16 protein-coding genes are annotated in these 15999 nt (G+C 32.3%); 4 read left to right on the top strand and 12 right to left on the bottom strand.

Annotated elements, in window-relative coordinates; translation table 11 throughout:
• Nucleotides 1-38 precede the first annotated feature (38 nt).
• The 7 genes from FNB79_RS05900 to trmB all read right to left on the bottom strand — a co-directional run bounded on the left by FNB79_RS05900 (nt 39) and on the right by trmB (nt 6987).
• Nucleotides 39-1100, bottom strand: coding sequence for an NAD(P)/FAD-dependent oxidoreductase (locus tag FNB79_RS05900; RefSeq protein ID WP_143380432.1), 1062 nt, complete (start codon nt 1098-1100; stop codon nt 39-41).
• 33 nt (nt 1101-1133) lie between these two features.
• Nucleotides 1134-1373 (bottom strand): NifU family protein, encoded by a 240-nt coding sequence (locus FNB79_RS05895; protein WP_143380431.1) that lies wholly within the window; start codon nt 1371-1373, stop codon nt 1134-1136.
• 3 nt (nt 1374-1376) lie between these two features.
• Entirely contained in the window at nt 1377-2513 is a 1137-nt protein-coding gene (locus FNB79_RS05890; RefSeq protein ID WP_143380430.1) for an Mrp/NBP35 family ATP-binding protein, read from the bottom strand.
• Between the two features lie 206 nt (nt 2514-2719).
• Nucleotides 2720-5269 (bottom strand): M1 family metallopeptidase, encoded by a 2550-nt coding sequence (locus FNB79_RS05885; protein ID WP_143380429.1) that lies wholly within the window; start codon nt 5267-5269, stop codon nt 2720-2722.
• A gap of 57 nt (nt 5270-5326) precedes the next feature.
• Nucleotides 5327-5674: an MGMT family protein gene (locus tag FNB79_RS05880; protein WP_143380428.1), complete on the bottom strand. Its 348-nt coding sequence runs from the start codon at nt 5672-5674 to the stop codon at nt 5327-5329.
• Nucleotides 5671-6309 carry a LysE family transporter gene (locus FNB79_RS05875; RefSeq protein ID WP_143380427.1) on the bottom strand — a complete coding sequence of 213 codons (639 nt, stop codon included), beginning with the start codon at nt 6307-6309 and terminating at the stop codon, nt 5671-5673. Before FNB79_RS05875 ends, FNB79_RS05880 begins: the two co-directional genes overlap by 4 nt.
• Before the next feature lie 3 nt (nt 6310-6312).
• Complete coding sequence (gene trmB / locus FNB79_RS05870) at nt 6313-6987, bottom strand: tRNA (guanosine(46)-N7)-methyltransferase TrmB (RefSeq protein WP_143380426.1); 675 nt, start codon at nt 6985-6987, stop codon at nt 6313-6315.
• A gap of 218 nt (nt 6988-7205) precedes the next feature.
• On the opposite strand from trmB, the gene FNB79_RS05865 reads away from it, so the two are divergent.
• Entirely contained in the window at nt 7206-8252 is a 1047-nt protein-coding gene (locus FNB79_RS05865) for a glycosyltransferase (RefSeq protein ID WP_143380425.1), read from the top strand.
• Here the strand turns inward: FNB79_RS05865 and FNB79_RS05860 are convergent.
• The gene (locus tag FNB79_RS05860) at nt 8235-9278 is read right to left on the bottom strand and encodes a sensor histidine kinase (RefSeq protein WP_143380424.1); all 1044 of its coding nucleotides are present in this window, start codon (nt 9276-9278) and stop codon (nt 8235-8237) included. The genes FNB79_RS05865 and FNB79_RS05860 overlap by 18 nt on opposite strands.
• Nucleotides 9278-9952, bottom strand: a complete 675-nt coding sequence (locus tag FNB79_RS05855) for a response regulator transcription factor (RefSeq protein WP_143380423.1) — start codon at nt 9950-9952, stop codon at nt 9278-9280. The genes FNB79_RS05860 and FNB79_RS05855 overlap by 1 nt, the downstream gene beginning before the upstream one ends.
• Nucleotides 9953-10148: 196 nt before the next feature.
• On the opposite strand from FNB79_RS05855, the gene FNB79_RS05850 reads away from it, so the two are divergent.
• Together FNB79_RS05850 and FNB79_RS05845 are read left to right on the top strand one after the other, a co-directional pair.
• Nucleotides 10149-10481, top strand: a complete 333-nt coding sequence (locus tag FNB79_RS05850; protein WP_143380422.1) for a T9SS type A sorting domain-containing protein — start codon at nt 10149-10151, stop codon at nt 10479-10481.
• A gap of 123 nt (nt 10482-10604) precedes the next feature.
• Nucleotides 10605-11585, top strand: a complete 981-nt coding sequence (locus tag FNB79_RS05845) for a LuxE/PaaK family acyltransferase (RefSeq protein ID WP_143380421.1) — start codon at nt 10605-10607, stop codon at nt 11583-11585.
• Between the two features lie 188 nt (nt 11586-11773).
• Here FNB79_RS05845 and tyrS read toward each other — a convergent pair whose 3' ends face one another.
• Nucleotides 11774-13078: a tyrosine--tRNA ligase gene (gene tyrS, locus FNB79_RS05840; protein WP_143380420.1), complete on the bottom strand. Its 1305-nt coding sequence runs from the start codon at nt 13076-13078 to the stop codon at nt 11774-11776.
• A gap of 86 nt (nt 13079-13164) precedes the next feature.
• On the opposite strand from tyrS, the gene FNB79_RS05835 reads away from it, so the two are divergent.
• The gene (locus FNB79_RS05835) at nt 13165-14169 is read left to right on the top strand and encodes an NAD-dependent epimerase/dehydratase family protein (RefSeq protein WP_143380419.1); all 1005 of its coding nucleotides are present in this window, start codon (nt 13165-13167) and stop codon (nt 14167-14169) included.
• Here FNB79_RS05835 and FNB79_RS05830 read toward each other — a convergent pair.
• Together FNB79_RS05830 and FNB79_RS05825 are read right to left on the bottom strand one after the other, a co-directional pair.
• On the bottom strand, nt 14166-14648 hold the full coding sequence (locus tag FNB79_RS05830) for a DUF4296 domain-containing protein (RefSeq protein WP_143380418.1): 483 nt from the start codon (nt 14646-14648) through the stop codon (nt 14166-14168). The genes FNB79_RS05835 and FNB79_RS05830 overlap by 4 nt on opposite strands.
• Entirely contained in the window at nt 14649-15995 is a 1347-nt protein-coding gene (locus tag FNB79_RS05825; RefSeq protein WP_143382569.1) for a dihydroorotase, read from the bottom strand.
• Nucleotides 15996-15999: the final 4 nt, after the last annotated feature.

Raw genomic sequence — 15999 nt, 5'->3', positions numbered from 1 at the left:
ATTAATAAAGCGTCAACCAAAACTACACTTTTATTTTTTTATTTAATAGCCTTAACTACAGCTTTTGGCGATTCTTTTCTAGAACCATCAAAACCATCTATACCACTAACCGTAGTATACTTAAGAACATATTTTTTACCCGGATTTATTCGCTGATAAGCCGATTGACACATTAAAGTCGCTTCGTGGAACCCACATAAAATTAACTTTAATTTTCCAGGATAGGTATTTACATCTCCAATAGCATAAATTCCTGGGATATTGGTTTGATAATCTAAAGCATTATTCACCTTTATCGCATTCTTTTCAATTTCTAGTCCCCAATTGGCAATTGGCCCTAGTTTAGGCGACAATCCAAATAGCGGAATAAAGTGATCTGTTTCTACAATAAATTCTTTTTCGATATGCTGAGATTGAGATACAACAACACCTTCAACCTTACCATGGCCAATAACATTAATTACTTCGGCAGGTGTAATTAAATTAATTTTACCTTGAGATTTTAATTCTTGTACTTTCTCTACAGAATCTAGTGCCCCACGGAACTCGTTTCGTCTGTGAATTAAAGTGACTTCAGAGGCTACATCGGCTAAAAAGATACTCCAATCTAAAGCAGAATCTCCACCGCCAGAAATTACAACACGTTTATTGCGATATACTTCTGGGTCTTTAATAAAATATTCTACCCCATGGTCTTCAAAAGACGCAATATTAGCAATTAACGGTTTTCTAGGTTCAAAACTACCCAAACCACCGGCAATAGCAACAACAGGCGCTTGATGTTTTGTGCCTTTATTGGTAGTCACTATAAATGTACCATCTTCTTGTTTCTCTACTGTTTCTGCACGCTCGCCTAAAGTAAACCCCGGTTCAAATTGTTTAGACTGTTCTAATAAATTTTTAGTTAAATCGCCTGCCAACACTTCTGGAAATCCTGGAATATCGTATATAGGTTTTTTTGGATATAATTCAGAACATTGTCCGCCAGCTTGAGGTAAAGCATCAATTAAATGACACTTTAATTTTAATAACCCAGCTTCAAAAACGGTAAATAACCCTGTTGGCCCAGCGCCAATAATTAGAATATCTGTTTTAATCATCTATACTATCTTCTAAAAAGTATCTCTACTTTTTTATTCTACATTTATCACTTGTTCAATCTGCGGCACGTATTTTTTAATAGTCATTTCTACCCCCGACTTTAGCGTCATTTGGTTTACACTACACCCTACACATGCGCCTTGCAGTTGTACACGAACCAATTTATCATCTTCAATAGAAATTAAAGAGATATCTCCACCATCACTTTCTAAAAACGGGCGAATTTCGTCTAACGCTTTTTCAACGTTTAATTTTATTTCTTCTGAAGTCATAACTTATTTTTTAACTGCTGAACAACCAGCCATAGTTGTAATTTTAATTGCTTCTGTTGGAGGTAAATCACTATTACGTCTAACAACTTCTTGTACAACATTTTGAGTTAACTTCTCGAAAGATTGTTCTAAAATTGTTGCGGTTTGCAATGCTGCTGGTCGTCCAACGTCTCCTGCTTCGCGTATACTTTGTACTAGAGGTAATTCTCCTAAAAATGGCACTTTTAAATCGTCTGCCAAATGTTTTGCACCCGCTTCACCAAAAATATAATATTTATTATCTGGTAATTCTTCAGGTGCAAAATAGGCCATATTTTCTATGATACCTAATACAGGAACATTAATGCTTTCTTGTTGAAACATAGCGACTCCTTTTTTAGCATCGGCTAACGCTACATTTTGAGGTGTACTTACAACAACTGCTCCAGTAATTGGTAGCGATTGCATAATACTTAAATGAATGTCCCCAGTTCCTGGAGGTAAGTCTAATAATAAGAAATCTAATTCGCCCCAATGTGCATCAAAAATCATTTGATTTAAGGCTTTTGCTGCCATTGGCCCTCTCCAAACTACGGCTTGGTCTGGCTTTGTAAAAAATCCGATAGACAATACTTTAACGCCGTAATTTTCTACGGGTTTCATTTTTGATTTACCATCAATTGTAACTGCTAATGGGCGTTCTGCTTCTACATCAAACATAATTGGCATAGATGGCCCGTAGATATCTGCATCTAAAACACCTACATTAAAGCCCATTTTTGATAGGGTTACCGCTAAATTTGCTGTTACTGTAGATTTTCCTACACCGCCTTTACCCGAGGCTACGGCAACTATATTTTTTATTCCAGGAATTTTTTTCCCTTTAATTTCATTTTTAGGTTGTGCTGCCGGAGCGTCTACTTTTAAATTCACTTTAATTTTAGCTTTCTCGTATACTAAATCGTGAATGGTTTTTAAAATATCTACTTCGGTTCTTTTTTTTGCTTGTAAGCTTGGGTTTGCAATGGTTATATCTACAACAACTTCGTCACCAAAAACTATTACATTTTTAACAGCACCACTTTCAACCATATTTTGTCCTTCTCCAGGTACAGTAATGGTTTGCAATGCTTTTAAAACATCTTCTTTTTGTATCTTCATTTTTAATTTATTCTTTGTGAAATTATAAAGCTAGAGACGCTTTTAGTAGTGCTAATACTGAAGGTCTTACAATAAATTCAGAAATTATTAATTTAGATTAATTCTAAGTCACAAATATACTGTGAATTGTTTAATTATTGAAACACTTGACTTGCAAAGATTTGTTAATTACAACCAACAATCTCTACTAAATGAAAGCAAAAAAGTTAATCCTTAATCATCTCTTGATAACGTCTTAAATTATCTGTGGCTTGTAAAATTTTAGCTTTTAACTGGGTGTTTAAATTTGGATTTGCTTTTAAATATTTATCTAGCAACGCTTTTGCTTCTTTAGATTGATATTTACCAATAGTAGAGTTTAACCATTTTAACGGAAAAAATAAATCGCTTGTTGCCTTTACATCCTCTAAAGCATCCAAACTTAAAGCCAGATATTTTACAGCATCCTTTTGATGTAATGGATGATGAATATAATGGTTAGCTGTTGCAACCCAACTTGTGTTTTTTCTATTCTCTACTGCTTTAAAAGATAGAAACATGGCTTTACGTACTTCATTATCTAAAGCTAAGGCTGGTAATAAATATTGAAATCGTTCTTTGTCGTCTGTACTAGAAATTTGTGTAACTGCAGATTTTAAAATAGCGTCATGTTTTGGATGATTATAGAGAGCTAAATTCATCGCTAAATTTGTAAAATCTTTTTCGTTTAATTTTAAACTATCTATAACCACATCCTTATGCCATATCGCGTATAATTGTTCTAAACTTTCGCCTGTATATGCTATATTAGAAAATGCTGAATACACACTCTTTTTTATGGATGTTGATAATGTTGAGTTTAGACGTTCCCATAACGCCTCTGCAAATTCTGGCTGAAGTTTTACACGCTCAGATTCGCTTAAAAAGTCCCAATATAAGCTTCCAAAATTTGAACTAATCATGCCAATAATTAATTCGTTAGTTTCATGTTGCAAGCCATTAAAAAATGTTTGTAATGCAGTCTGAACTGGTATCTTTCCCGACAGTGCATTCTCGTAAATATTTATATAGTTAGAAGCTCTAACCACATCGTCTTCTATCTTAAAGCTAGTTAAGGCAGTGTTCACATCTACAGGAAAAACACCATAACCAGCACCATCACTATTATAGACAATTGTTTCTGGTTTTGGTAACCCCTCTAAAACGTCTAAAAACTGAGTGCTTTGATTAACATAAGTAGTTCGCTTCGCAATTGAATCTTTATAAATTAAGGCAATTTCTAATTGTTGTGGCCACAAATTCTCACTGCCATCTTCTGCGTATTGGTGTAATGCAAGAGAAGATATGTTATTATTTGTATATTTAAAATCGTGTGCAAACACAGGACGACTAGATTTATTTACCCAAACTTCACTCCAAGCTTTTATATCAGCATCAGATTTTTCATCGAAAATTGTTACCAAATCATTCCAAGTGGCATTACTATTGGCATACGATTTAATATAATCTTGTAGTCCCTGTTGAAATTGCTCTTCTCCCAAAAGCATTTCTAACTGTTTCATCATAATTGGAGCTTTATTATATATAATACCGCCGTACAAACTTCCTGCATTGTTAAGGTTATCTAAATCCTGACGAATTGCATTTGTACCCAAAGTACGATCTACAGCATATGCTCTAGGCGTTTTAGTTACTAAGGTTAAAAGATCAAAATTTAATTCTGGAAAATTAGGATTTACAACTTTGGCTGCCATAAAATTTGCAAAAACTTCTTTTAGCCACACATCGTCAAACCAATCCATTGTCACTAAATTTCCAAACCACATATGAGACACCTCGTGAGCTATTAAATTAGCCCGATTCCAATGTGTAAGTTTAGGCATATAATCTTCAAAAAATAAAGAAGATTCTTTATACTGTATTGCCCCAACATGCTCCATCCCTCCAAAAGGAAAAAATGGAATAGCAGCGAAGTCTAACTTTTTAAACGGAAATTCGTAATTCGTATAATCTTCTAAGAAAACTATAGCCTTTTCGTGTAAATTAAAAATAGGATCTAAACTCTCTGTTATTTTAAGCGAATCTTGTTCTCTAAATAAAAAACGGTGATTATCTTTAGTAATCTCATTAAATTCTCCTGCTACAAACGAAAATAAATACGTGCTCATTAAATCTGAAGTTTCAAAAACGTGAGTTGTATGTTCTTCTGTTTTGCTTTTAAAACCAGGTGTGGTTGCACTTAACACTTGCCAATGATGAGGTGTTACAAGATCTAACTTAAAAGTGGCTTTTAAATTTGGCTGATCAAAACACGGAAATAAAGCCCGAGCATGATCTGGTACAGATAAAGTATATAAATATTTATCAGTTCTGTTTAAGTACTGATCGCCCGCTTGAAATTTTATTTTAAATTCATTTCTACCCGTTTTCAAATACCGCTTTGGAATAATAAGATGCTCATCTTTAAAAGTCACTTCAATAGGACCTGTAATCAAAAACACTTCGGGTTTCACAGTATTATTGGGACTAAAATCTAAAACTAAAGGGCCATTAACCTCACTCAAATTAAAACTTAAATCTAAGTTTGCTGGGATAGGAGCTGTTTGGTTCGCTGGTAACTTAAAACTTAAATGGTAATGAGTATTAGAAATTACTTTTTTTCTGTGCTGTGCTAATTCTAGAGACACACCAGGTTCAATTTTAAAATGTGTTTTAGAGTCTTTTTTACAAGACCATAAACAACAACATAGGAGTACAAAAGCAATATTAAATTTCATAAGCAAAGAGTATTGGCTTACAAGATAATAAAAACCACTAAAAATGGTTATGCTTTTCTATGGTTCTAAATCCTTTAAAGCTTTGGAAGGATCCCAGAAATAAGTATCTAGGTTTTGCACTTGATTATTTTTAATTAGAACACCTTCACTTTCTAACAATTGCTGCATAAGGTTAGTGCCTTCAAAATGAAATTTTCCGGTTAATAAGCCGTTTCTATTAACAACGCGATGCGCAGGAACATCGTCCATATTATGGGAAGCATTCATCGCATACCCCACAATTCTTGCACTTTTTGCTGCTCCTAAATATCTAGCTATAGCGCCATAATTTGTAACTTTTCCATAAGGAATTTGCTTTACTACCTCATACACACGGTCAAAAAAACGAAGTGTTTCTGGTTTCATATCACATCTCTTATTACATGTATTAGTGTTACTAATGCTACTAAAGCAGTAATACCTCCAATAAAGCGATTCATGTTTTTTTGGGATTTAAATGTTGTGTTTTCTATCTTATCGAAAAAAACCATATACATGTAGAGCATTACAAAAGACCCCATTGCAGCCCCAAATACATATGCAAAAATATCTGTATGCTCAAACGTTAACCATCCAAAAGATGCTAAAGTCACGCTCATGTAGGCTTGGAAAGGAATTGGAAACATATTTAATGCAGACATTAATATGCCTTGAAAAAATCGACTACTTTTACTGCGTACTTCAGGGATTTTATCATTTTTAAGATCGCCATCTCCTTTTGCAATAAAAAAAAAGTATAAAGAGATTAAAATAAAAATAACCAAAGCTACGCGTTGTAACACATTAACAACATCGGGGTGTTTGGTTAAATACCTAGCAAAAATGGCAGCAATAAAGGTTTGTAATAATACAATAATACAAGCGCCAATTGAAAACACAACACCACGCGTAAACCCTTCTTTTAAACTAATTTTTGCAGCAGTCATGTTTAAAAGTCCAGGCGGAATAACTCCTACCAAAGACACAATAAAGCCTAAAAAAAAGATTAGCGTAATATTCAAACCTTATTTTATTTTAAATCTAATATAAGTAATCGCTTTACCTTTCTCTAGATACTGAGATTCGTAAAACGTTTGGATTTCGGTTACTTCTTCTGGACTTCCTTCTTGTTTATAAACATCATGATTTGCATACAATACCTCATGGCCTGCACCATGTAATAGTCCTAAGGTATACCCATGCATAAACTCGCTGTCTGTTTTTAAATTAACAACACCTTCTGGTTTTAAAACGGCTTTATATTTTTCTAAAAATGAACTATTTGTCATTCTATGCTTAGTACGCTTATATTTTATTTGTGGATCGGGGAAAGTAATCCAAATTTCATCAACTTCATTTTCTGCAAAAGCATATTCAATTAATTCAATTTGTGTTCTTAAAAAAGCAACGTTAGTAATATTTTCTTCTATTGCAGTCTTTGCTCCTCTCCAAAATCTAGCACCTTTTATATCAATACCTACAAAATTTTTGTTTGGAAATTTTTGAGCCAATCCAACAGAGTATTCTCCTTTGCCACAACCCAATTCTAGAACTAAAGGATTGCTATTTTTAAATACTTTTTTATTCCAGTTTCCTTTAAGAGCAAACGTATTATTTACTAATTCTTCACGAGTTGGCTGAAACACATTATTAAAAGTTTCATTTTCTCTAAATCGCTTAAGCTTATTTTTACTTCCCACTTTTTAAAATTTACTTATAAAATAGGTGTAAAAATACGGCAGACAGTTATTAATTTACAATTTTTTTGCCTTTAGTTTTAAAATTTAATAATTAATAAAGATTTTTATAAAAATTTAGTCATATAAAATTGAATCTTTTTATAGATATTTAAACCTCTTTATATATCATTTTTTAAGGTAATTTTGAAATACAACAAAGGGTTTATCTCTACTTTTTTATGAAAAAAAGAATACTAATTGCTCCTTTAAACTGGGGCTTAGGCCATGCAACTCGCTGCATACCAATTATAAACATGCTAATTACACATAATTACATACCTGTTATAGCAAGCGACGGTATTGCCCTAGCACTTTTAAAAAAAGAATTTCCTGATGTAGAAACAGTAGAGCTTCCTGCTTACGACATTAAGTACGCCAAAAAAGGGCATTTTTTTAAATTAAAACTTATTAAAGATTCGCCTAAATTATTAAAAGCAATTAAAGCTGAAAAAAAAGCAACAAAAGCGATAATAAGTACACATAATATAGACGGTGTAATATCAGACAATAGGCTTGGTGTATATAGTAAAAAAATCCCTTCGGTATTTATAACCCATCAACTTCAAGTGCTAAGCGGAACCACAACGTGGTTAAGCACAAAAATGCACCAACGCATTATTGAAAAATTTGATCAGTGCTGGGTTCCTGACCATGAGAACGAACCGAGTTTAAGTGGAAAACTTGGCCATATGAAAAATATTGAAATTCCTATTAAATACTTAGGTCCTTTAAGCCGGTTTGAAAGACAAGAATTAAAACCTGAATACGATATCATGTTATTGCTATCAGGACCAGAACCTCAGCGCACACTCTTAGAAGACAAACTTACTAACACGTTTAAGGAGGACTCTAGACGCATATTATGTGTACGTGGGGTTATTGAAAAAGAACAGACCACTATTACTGCAGGCAACCTAACCATGACTAATTTTATGACTGGAAAAGCCTTAGAAAAGGCATTAAATAGCAGTAAAATAATTGTGTCAAGATCTGGATACACGACTGTTATGGACCTTTCAGTTTTAGGAAAAAAAGCCTTTTTTATTCCAACTCCTGGCCAATTTGAACAAGAATATTTAGCCGAACGCTTAGATGAATTAAAACTCGTTCCGTATTGTAAGCAAAATGAGTTTACTTTAGATAAACTTGAAACAATTACAGATTACAAAGGTTTGTACGGGCAAAATACATCAGCTAATTTTAAGGATTTATTTAGTCTTTTCTAACGTAAAAGAAAACTCACTACCTACACCAAAATCACTTTCTACATAAATTTTTTCGTCGTGAGCCTCAATGATATGTTTAACAATAGCTAACCCAAGACCAGAACCACCTTCTTTTCTAGAACCACTTTTATCAACCCTATAAAACCGCTCAAAAAGTCTTGGGATATGGTTTGGAAGAATCCCTTCTCCATTATCGGTAACACGGACTATAACTTTGTTTTTAATTAAATTTTCAATACTCACTTCTGTAGTCCCTTTATCGTGACCATATTTAATGGAATTTACCACCAAATTTGTAAGTACTTGTTGTATGCGTTCTTTATCTGCATACACCAAAATTGGTTCAGAATACGCCCTGTCGAAAGTAAGTGTAATACGTTTTTTAGCGGCTTTCATTTCAAACATATCAAATACATTTGAAACCAATTCAACAATATCAAATTCTTCCAATTCTAGTCGTAAATCACCTACCTCGAGTTTGGTAATCATGTCTAGATCGTTTACGATATAAATTAAACGTTCTACACCTTTACTGGCACGATCTAAGTATTTTTCTCTAATATTTTTATCGTTACCAGCGCCTTCAAGCAGAGTTAAAATATACCCTTGCACGGTAAACAAAGGAGTTTTTAATTCGTGAGAAATATTTCCTAAAAATTCTTTTCTATATTCCTCACGAACTTGCAACATTTCGATTTCTATTTTTTTATCCTTAGCATACTTGTCAATTTCTTGAGTAAGCGTAGCCATATCTGTAGTAATTCGTTTTTTTCTAAGTGTGGTAGATTCTAGAAGTGTTAAATCGTCGTATATTTTTTTTACTCTTTTATAAATAAAAAGTTCTACACGATATTGTATAATAGAAAAACAGCCAAAGAAAAACAGTCCTACAAAAAGTAAGACATGAAAAATATTAAATACAAAAAATATAGATGTATAAATACTAAATAAAAACCCTAATAATAAAGACGAATACCCCGCAGTTTTAACTGCAAATTTGTATGTTTTTTTAGTTTTTTTTTGCATTAATCTACAAACTTGTACCCTACACCTTTTACAGTTTTAAAACTTTTGTCTCCAATTTTTTCACGAAGTTTACGTATATGTACATCAATAGTTCTGCCTCCAACAACCACTTCGTTACCCCAAACTTTATCTAGTATTTCTTCACGTTTAAATACTTTGCCTGGTTTAGATGCTAATAAAGATAATAATTCAAATTCTTTTCTTGGTAAAACAATTTCTTCGTTGTCTAACACAATTTTATATTCATCTCTATTTATGGTTAACGAACCAATTTTAACTATAGATTCGTTTACAGTTTCTTCCTTTAAACGTCTTAATAAAGCTTTTACTTTACTTATTAATACTTTTGGTTTTACTGGTTTTGTAATATAATCGTCTGCTCCAGCATCAAAACCTGCAACTTGAGAATAATCTTCACCTCTTGCTGTTAAAAAAGTAATAATAGTTTCTTTTAATTCTGGAATATTTCTAATCTGTTCGCAAGCTTCAATCCCATCCATTTCCGGCATCATTACATCCATAATAATAAGCTGCGGACGTTCTTTTTTTGCTTTTTTAACAGCTTCGGCACCATTTTCTGCGGTAATGACTTCATAGCCTTCAGAAGATAAATTATAACCTACTATTTCTAAAATATCCGGCTCATCATCAACCAACAAAATTTTTATATTCATTTTTAGTTTATTAAAATGTTATTTAATCTTCAAAGATAAAATATATAACAATCATTCTTAAGAAACAATTTTTTAATAACAATAACGTAACCTGAATATTACAGTTTAATAATTTAAGCCGATTTTAAAACAGTTTAACATTTTTTGGCTTAGAATTTGCTGCACTTTTATTACTTTTATATATTAATTAATTTAGATGGGAAAAAACTACTTATTTACTTTTTTAACGTGTTTCTTGTTTTTTGTAGTATCGCATACCACGCATGCCCAGTCGATAGAAGCGAATATATCTCAAAACATTGAGGAGCTTTCTATTTATCCTAATCCAGTGATGAATGGTAAGTTATATATTGTTACGAAAGAGAATCTAACTAAAGACATCGAAATTTTTAATGTATTAGGTAAGCTTATCTTTCAAACCACTTTATTTGGTAAAGAGGTAAACATTTCTAAATTAAATCCTGGAATTTATATTATTAAAATTAAAGAAAACAATATTTCTACAACCAGAAAACTTGTAGTTAGATAACGGTTAAAACAACCTATTATTGCTATACTTTTTCTGTTTATATTATAAAAATTTTAAAAGCGTTGCTCTTGGCAATGCTTTTTTATTTTAACTATTTTTACATTTGTTTTTTACTTTGAAACTATGATTAATACTCAAGCTATATTTAATATTAAAACGGAAAATCAATTTAACGAACATGCATTAGACGTATTTCAATTTCAGTTTAAAAACAATCGTACTTACAGATCGTTTTGTGATTTGCTCTACATTCATCCGAGCGATATTAAACACTACAGAGACATCCCTTTTTTACCTATAGATTTTTTTAAATCTAAAACAATTTTAAGCAGTCAAGACCCTGTACAATGTACATTTTCCAGTAGCGGTACAACAGGTAATACAACCAGTAAACATTTGGTAACCGATGTTTCTATTTACGAAGACAGCTTTAGAAATGGCTTTAAGGAAGCTTATGGAGATATTAAAAATTATGCTGTTTTGGCTTTGCTACCTTCATATTTAGAACGTAATGGTTCCTCTTTAATATATATGGTTAACGATATGATTAACCAATCGCAACACCCAGAAAGCGGATTTTATTTAAATAATTTATCTGATTTAAAATCAAAGTTAATCGAATTAGATACTCGTGGGCAAAAAGTACTTTTAATAGGTGTATCTTTTGCTTTATTAGATTTAGTTGAAACCTTTCAATTTCAATTAAAACACACTATAGTTATGGAAACTGGTGGTATGAAAGGCCGCAGGAAAGAACTTATTAGAACAGAATTGCACGCTATTTTAAAAGCGGGATTTGGAGTGTCAGAAATTCATAGTGAATATGGCATGACTGAACTTTTAAGTCAAGGATATTCTAAAGGGCATGGCATTTTTAACTGTCCACCTTGGATGAAAATCTTAACTAGAGATCCTGAAGACGCATTAACCATTCAAACAGAAGGAAAAACAGGAGGTATAAATGTTATTGATTTGGCCAATGTAAATTCGTGCGCCTTTATAGCTACTCAAGATTTAGGTAAAATTACAGGTGATAATGCCTTTGAAATCATTGGGCGTTTTGATAATTCTGATATTCGTGGCTGTAATTTAATGGTGTTATAAACCACAAGAGTCTTGCATAATAAACTTTAACATTTAATTTACAAAGTGTACTGAAAGTAAGGAGATTAAATACCGACTATAATTATACATCCTAAGCTTTTTATTCATAAAGTTAGGTTGGTTTTTAATGGTTAGTTGGTTTTTTTGTGAAGCCGGATTATATATTGTAATCCGGCTTCACTATTTTTTTAAACCACTTTTATAATATAGGTATTACGTTTTCCTTTATTAATTATAATATAGCTATCGTTAATTAAATCGTCTGTGCTAATTTTATAATCTTCTTTAACTTTTTCCTTATTAACAGCTATAGCATTTTCTTTTAAAGCTCTTCGGGCTTCGCTATTAGATGCTAAGAAATTGGTTTTAGCTGCCAACACTCCTATCATGTCTATATTTTCTAAATCAGCTTTAGGAAGTTCTGCCATTGGTACACCTTCAAATACATCTAAAAATGTTTTCTCGTCTAGGGTTTTAATATCTGCTTTAAACGATTTAGAAAAAAGAATATTAGATGCTTTTTCTGCATTTTCAAACTCTGCTTTTGAATGTACAAATGTGGTTAACTCTTCGGCTAATTTCTTTTGTAATAATCTTAAATGCGGTGTCTCTTTGTGTTCTGAAATTAAAGCTTCAATAGTAGCTTTGTCTAAAAATGTAAAAATTTTGATATATTTTTCTGCATCTTCATCTGTCGTGTTCAACCAAAATTGATAAAACTTGTATACCGATGTTTTGTCGGCATCTAACCACACATTACCACCTTCGCTTTTTCCAAATTTAGAGCCATCTGCTTTAGTAATTAACGGACAAGTCATCGCATATGCCTTAGCTTCTACTCCAACATTCATACGTCTTACCAATTCTGTTCCTGTAGTAATATTTCCCCATTGGTCGCTACCTCCCATTTGTAATAAACAGTTATGGTGTTTATGTAAATGGTAAAAGTCGTAACCTTGAATTAATTGATACGTAAATTCGGTAAACGACATCCCAACACTTCCTTCTTCACCAGAAAAACGTTTTTTAACCGAGTCTTTAGCCATCATGTAATTAACAGTAATACGTTTTCCTACATCACGCGCAAAATCAATGAATGAAAAATCTTTCATCCAATCGTAATTATTCACCAATACAGGAGCATTATCTGCTTTTGAATTGAAATTTAAAAATCGAGATAATACACTTTTTATACCTGCAACATTTTTTTCTAATGTAGCTTCATCCAGTAAATTACGCTCATCACTTTTTCCAGAAGGATCTCCAATCATACCTGTGGCTCCACCAACTAAAGCTATAGGCTTATGCCCTGCTTTTTCTAAATGAACTAAAATTATAATTGGTACTAAACTTCCAATATGTAAAGAATCTGAAGTTGGATCGAAACCTATATAGGCCGTTGTCATTTCTTTATTTAATTGATCTTCAGTTCCAGGCATTATATCATGCACTAAACCTCTCCAGGTTAATTCTTCAACAAAATTTTCAGTCATTATTTCTAAAATTTTAATAATCTCCTGCAAAGATAAAAATCGTAGTATAATTACCCCTATATTAAATAATTCTTTACCTTAGTTTTATGATTTTAGTTACGGGAGGCACAGGACTTGTTGGTTCGCATTTACTTTATAAATTAGCGAATAATTCAAAAAAAATAAGAGCAATTTACAGATCGGAAGCGAAACTGGAGGTTGCTAAAAAAATCTTTTCTTATTATACATCAGACACGTCGTTATTTGAATCTATTGAATGGGTAAAAACAGACCTCTTAAATTTACCTGATTTAGAAGCTGCTTTTAAGAATGTTACACAGGTTTATCACTGCGCTGCTTTGGTTTCTTTTGACCCTAACGATTATATTGCACTAAAACGTACCAATACTTTAGGCACAGCAAATATTGTTAACCTATGCTTAAGTTATAAAGTTAGTAAATTATGTTATGTAAGTTCTGTTGCCACTTTAGGGCAATCGCTTACAGATACTCCTATTACAGAAGAAACTTTTTGGAATCCTGAAGAAGATAATAATGTGTATGCCATTACTAAATATGGCGCAGAAATGGAAGTTTGGCGCGGTACACAAGAAGGTTTAGATGCCATTATTGTTAATCCAGGAGTAATTTTAGGAAGTGGTGCTTGGAATCAAGGCAGCGGGAATTTATTTTATAAGGTTTACAATCATTTAAATTATTACACCAATGGCATTACGGGATTTGTTGCGGTAGAAGATGTTGTAGATATTATGATGACTTTGATGGCAATGGATATTAAAAACCAAAATTACATTTTAGTCTCCGAACATTGGAGTTATAAAAAACTGTTACAAACTATAGCCAAGCACTTAGGGGTTAAAATACCTCATAATGAGATACAACCTTGGCAAGCGAAACTGGGCTGGCGATTAGATTGGCTACGCCATAAAGTAACTGGAAAAAAGCGCAGTCTTAGTAAGCAAATGGCGAAAACCATTGTAAGTCAATCACAATATAGTTCAGAAAAAATAACAGCGCTTTTAAACTATAAATGGACTGCTATTGATACTACTATACAATCTATTTGCAAACAGTTTAAAAACGAACTTTAATCTTTCTTTTTTAACGCCTCCACATCTAAGTTCTCAGGCTTTAGATTTTTAACTTCCCTATGTTTTATAGGAATTAAATCAGGCTCCTTTAATTTATCTAAAGAATCTTTTTTACGTTTAGCCTCCTCTTCTTGGTCTTGTATTTCCTGAAACTGTTTTTTTAAGACCTTTAAGCTGTCGTCTACTTTTTCGTATAGAGCATCATATTCATCTAAATTAAATATATAATACTCATTACTTTCTGCAAACTGTAAACTATCAATATTATATTTATCGTAAATATAAGATTGTACAGTAATCCCATTACTATCCAGATTTTTTTTATCAAATCCTCTAGTAGAAGTTAACAAACTCATGTCTATAATAATGTCGACCATTTTCTCCCTAGATATCAAGTTTTTTGGTTTCTTGGGTTTAGAAACTTGGTGACAAGATAAGACACAAAAAAAAGTAAGAATAGCTATTAATAAACGTTTCATTTATCTGTTAAAAGTTAAACGTTTTGCAGCTCTAACGTTGTTAAATTTAAAATTATGATACACCAACTCTCCATTTAAAAAAGTATCTGTTATACGCGATTTAAATGTAGTCCCTTCAAAAGGAGACCATTGGCACTTATATAAAATATTTTCTTTAGTAACTGTCCATGGATTATTTAAATCGACTACCACTAAATCTGCATAGTGTCCTACTTTAATAAACCCACGTTTTTCTACTTGAAATAAAATTGCAGGGTTATGGCACATTTTTTCTACCACTTTCTCAAAAGAAATTTTTCCACGATGATGCATTTCTAACATAGCTGGTAATGCATGTTGTACTAACGGTCCGCCAGACGGTGCTTTAGTATATATATTTTGTTTTTCTTCTAACGTATGTGGTGCATGGTCTGTAGCTACCACATCTATACGCCCATCTAAAAGTGCCTCCCAAAGTTGATCTTGATCTTTTTCTGTTTTTACAGCAGGATTCCATTTAATGAAAGTTCCTTTTTTCTCATAATCATCATCTGTAAACCATAGATGGTGAATACAAACTTCGGCAGTAATTTTCTTATCCTTTAAAGGTATTTTATTAGAAAACAGTTTTGTTTCTTTACCTGTAGATAGGTGAAATACATGCAACCTTGCTCCTGTTTTTTTAGCCAATTCGATAGCTTTTGAAGAGGATAAATAACAAGCTTCTTCACTTCTAATTTCTGGGTGGTATTTAATTGGAATATCTTCGCCGTACTTTTCTTTAAAAGTTTCTAAATTTGCTTTAATAGTGTCTTCATCCTCACAATGTACTGCAATTAACATCTTTACTTTAGAAAATATTTCTTCTAAAACCTTTGGGTTATCTACAAGCATATTACCTGTAGACGAGCCTAAAAACAGCTTTAAAGCAGCTACGTTTTTAGTATCTACTTTTAAAATTTCTTCTAAGTTATCGTTAGTACCACCAAACATAAACGAATAATTAGCGTGAGATGTTTCTGCTGCGATGGCAAATTTTTCATCTAATTTTTCAAGGGTTGTAGTTTGCGGAATGGTGTTAGGCATCTCTATAAAAGATGTGATTCCACCAGCAATTGCTGCCTTAGACTCTGTAGCTATATTTGCTTTTTGTGTTAAACCTGGTTCTCTAAAATGCACCTGATCATCTATAACTCCTGGCATTACATACTTCCCTTCTACATCAAAAACCTGAACATCCGAAGATTTTGCACTAATAGATTCTCCTACTTCTTTAATAAATTCGCCTTCAATTAAAATGTCGCCTTCAAAAATCTCGCCTTCATTTACAATTTTAGCATTTTTTATTAGTACTTGTTTTAGCTGCATCATG

The organism is Formosa sediminum, assembly GCF_007197735.1.
Taxonomy (GTDB): domain Bacteria; phylum Bacteroidota; class Bacteroidia; order Flavobacteriales; family Flavobacteriaceae; genus Formosa; species Formosa sediminum.
The sequence above is the reverse complement of the archived record's forward strand: the minus strand, read 5'-3'. Positions and strand labels throughout refer to the sequence as shown.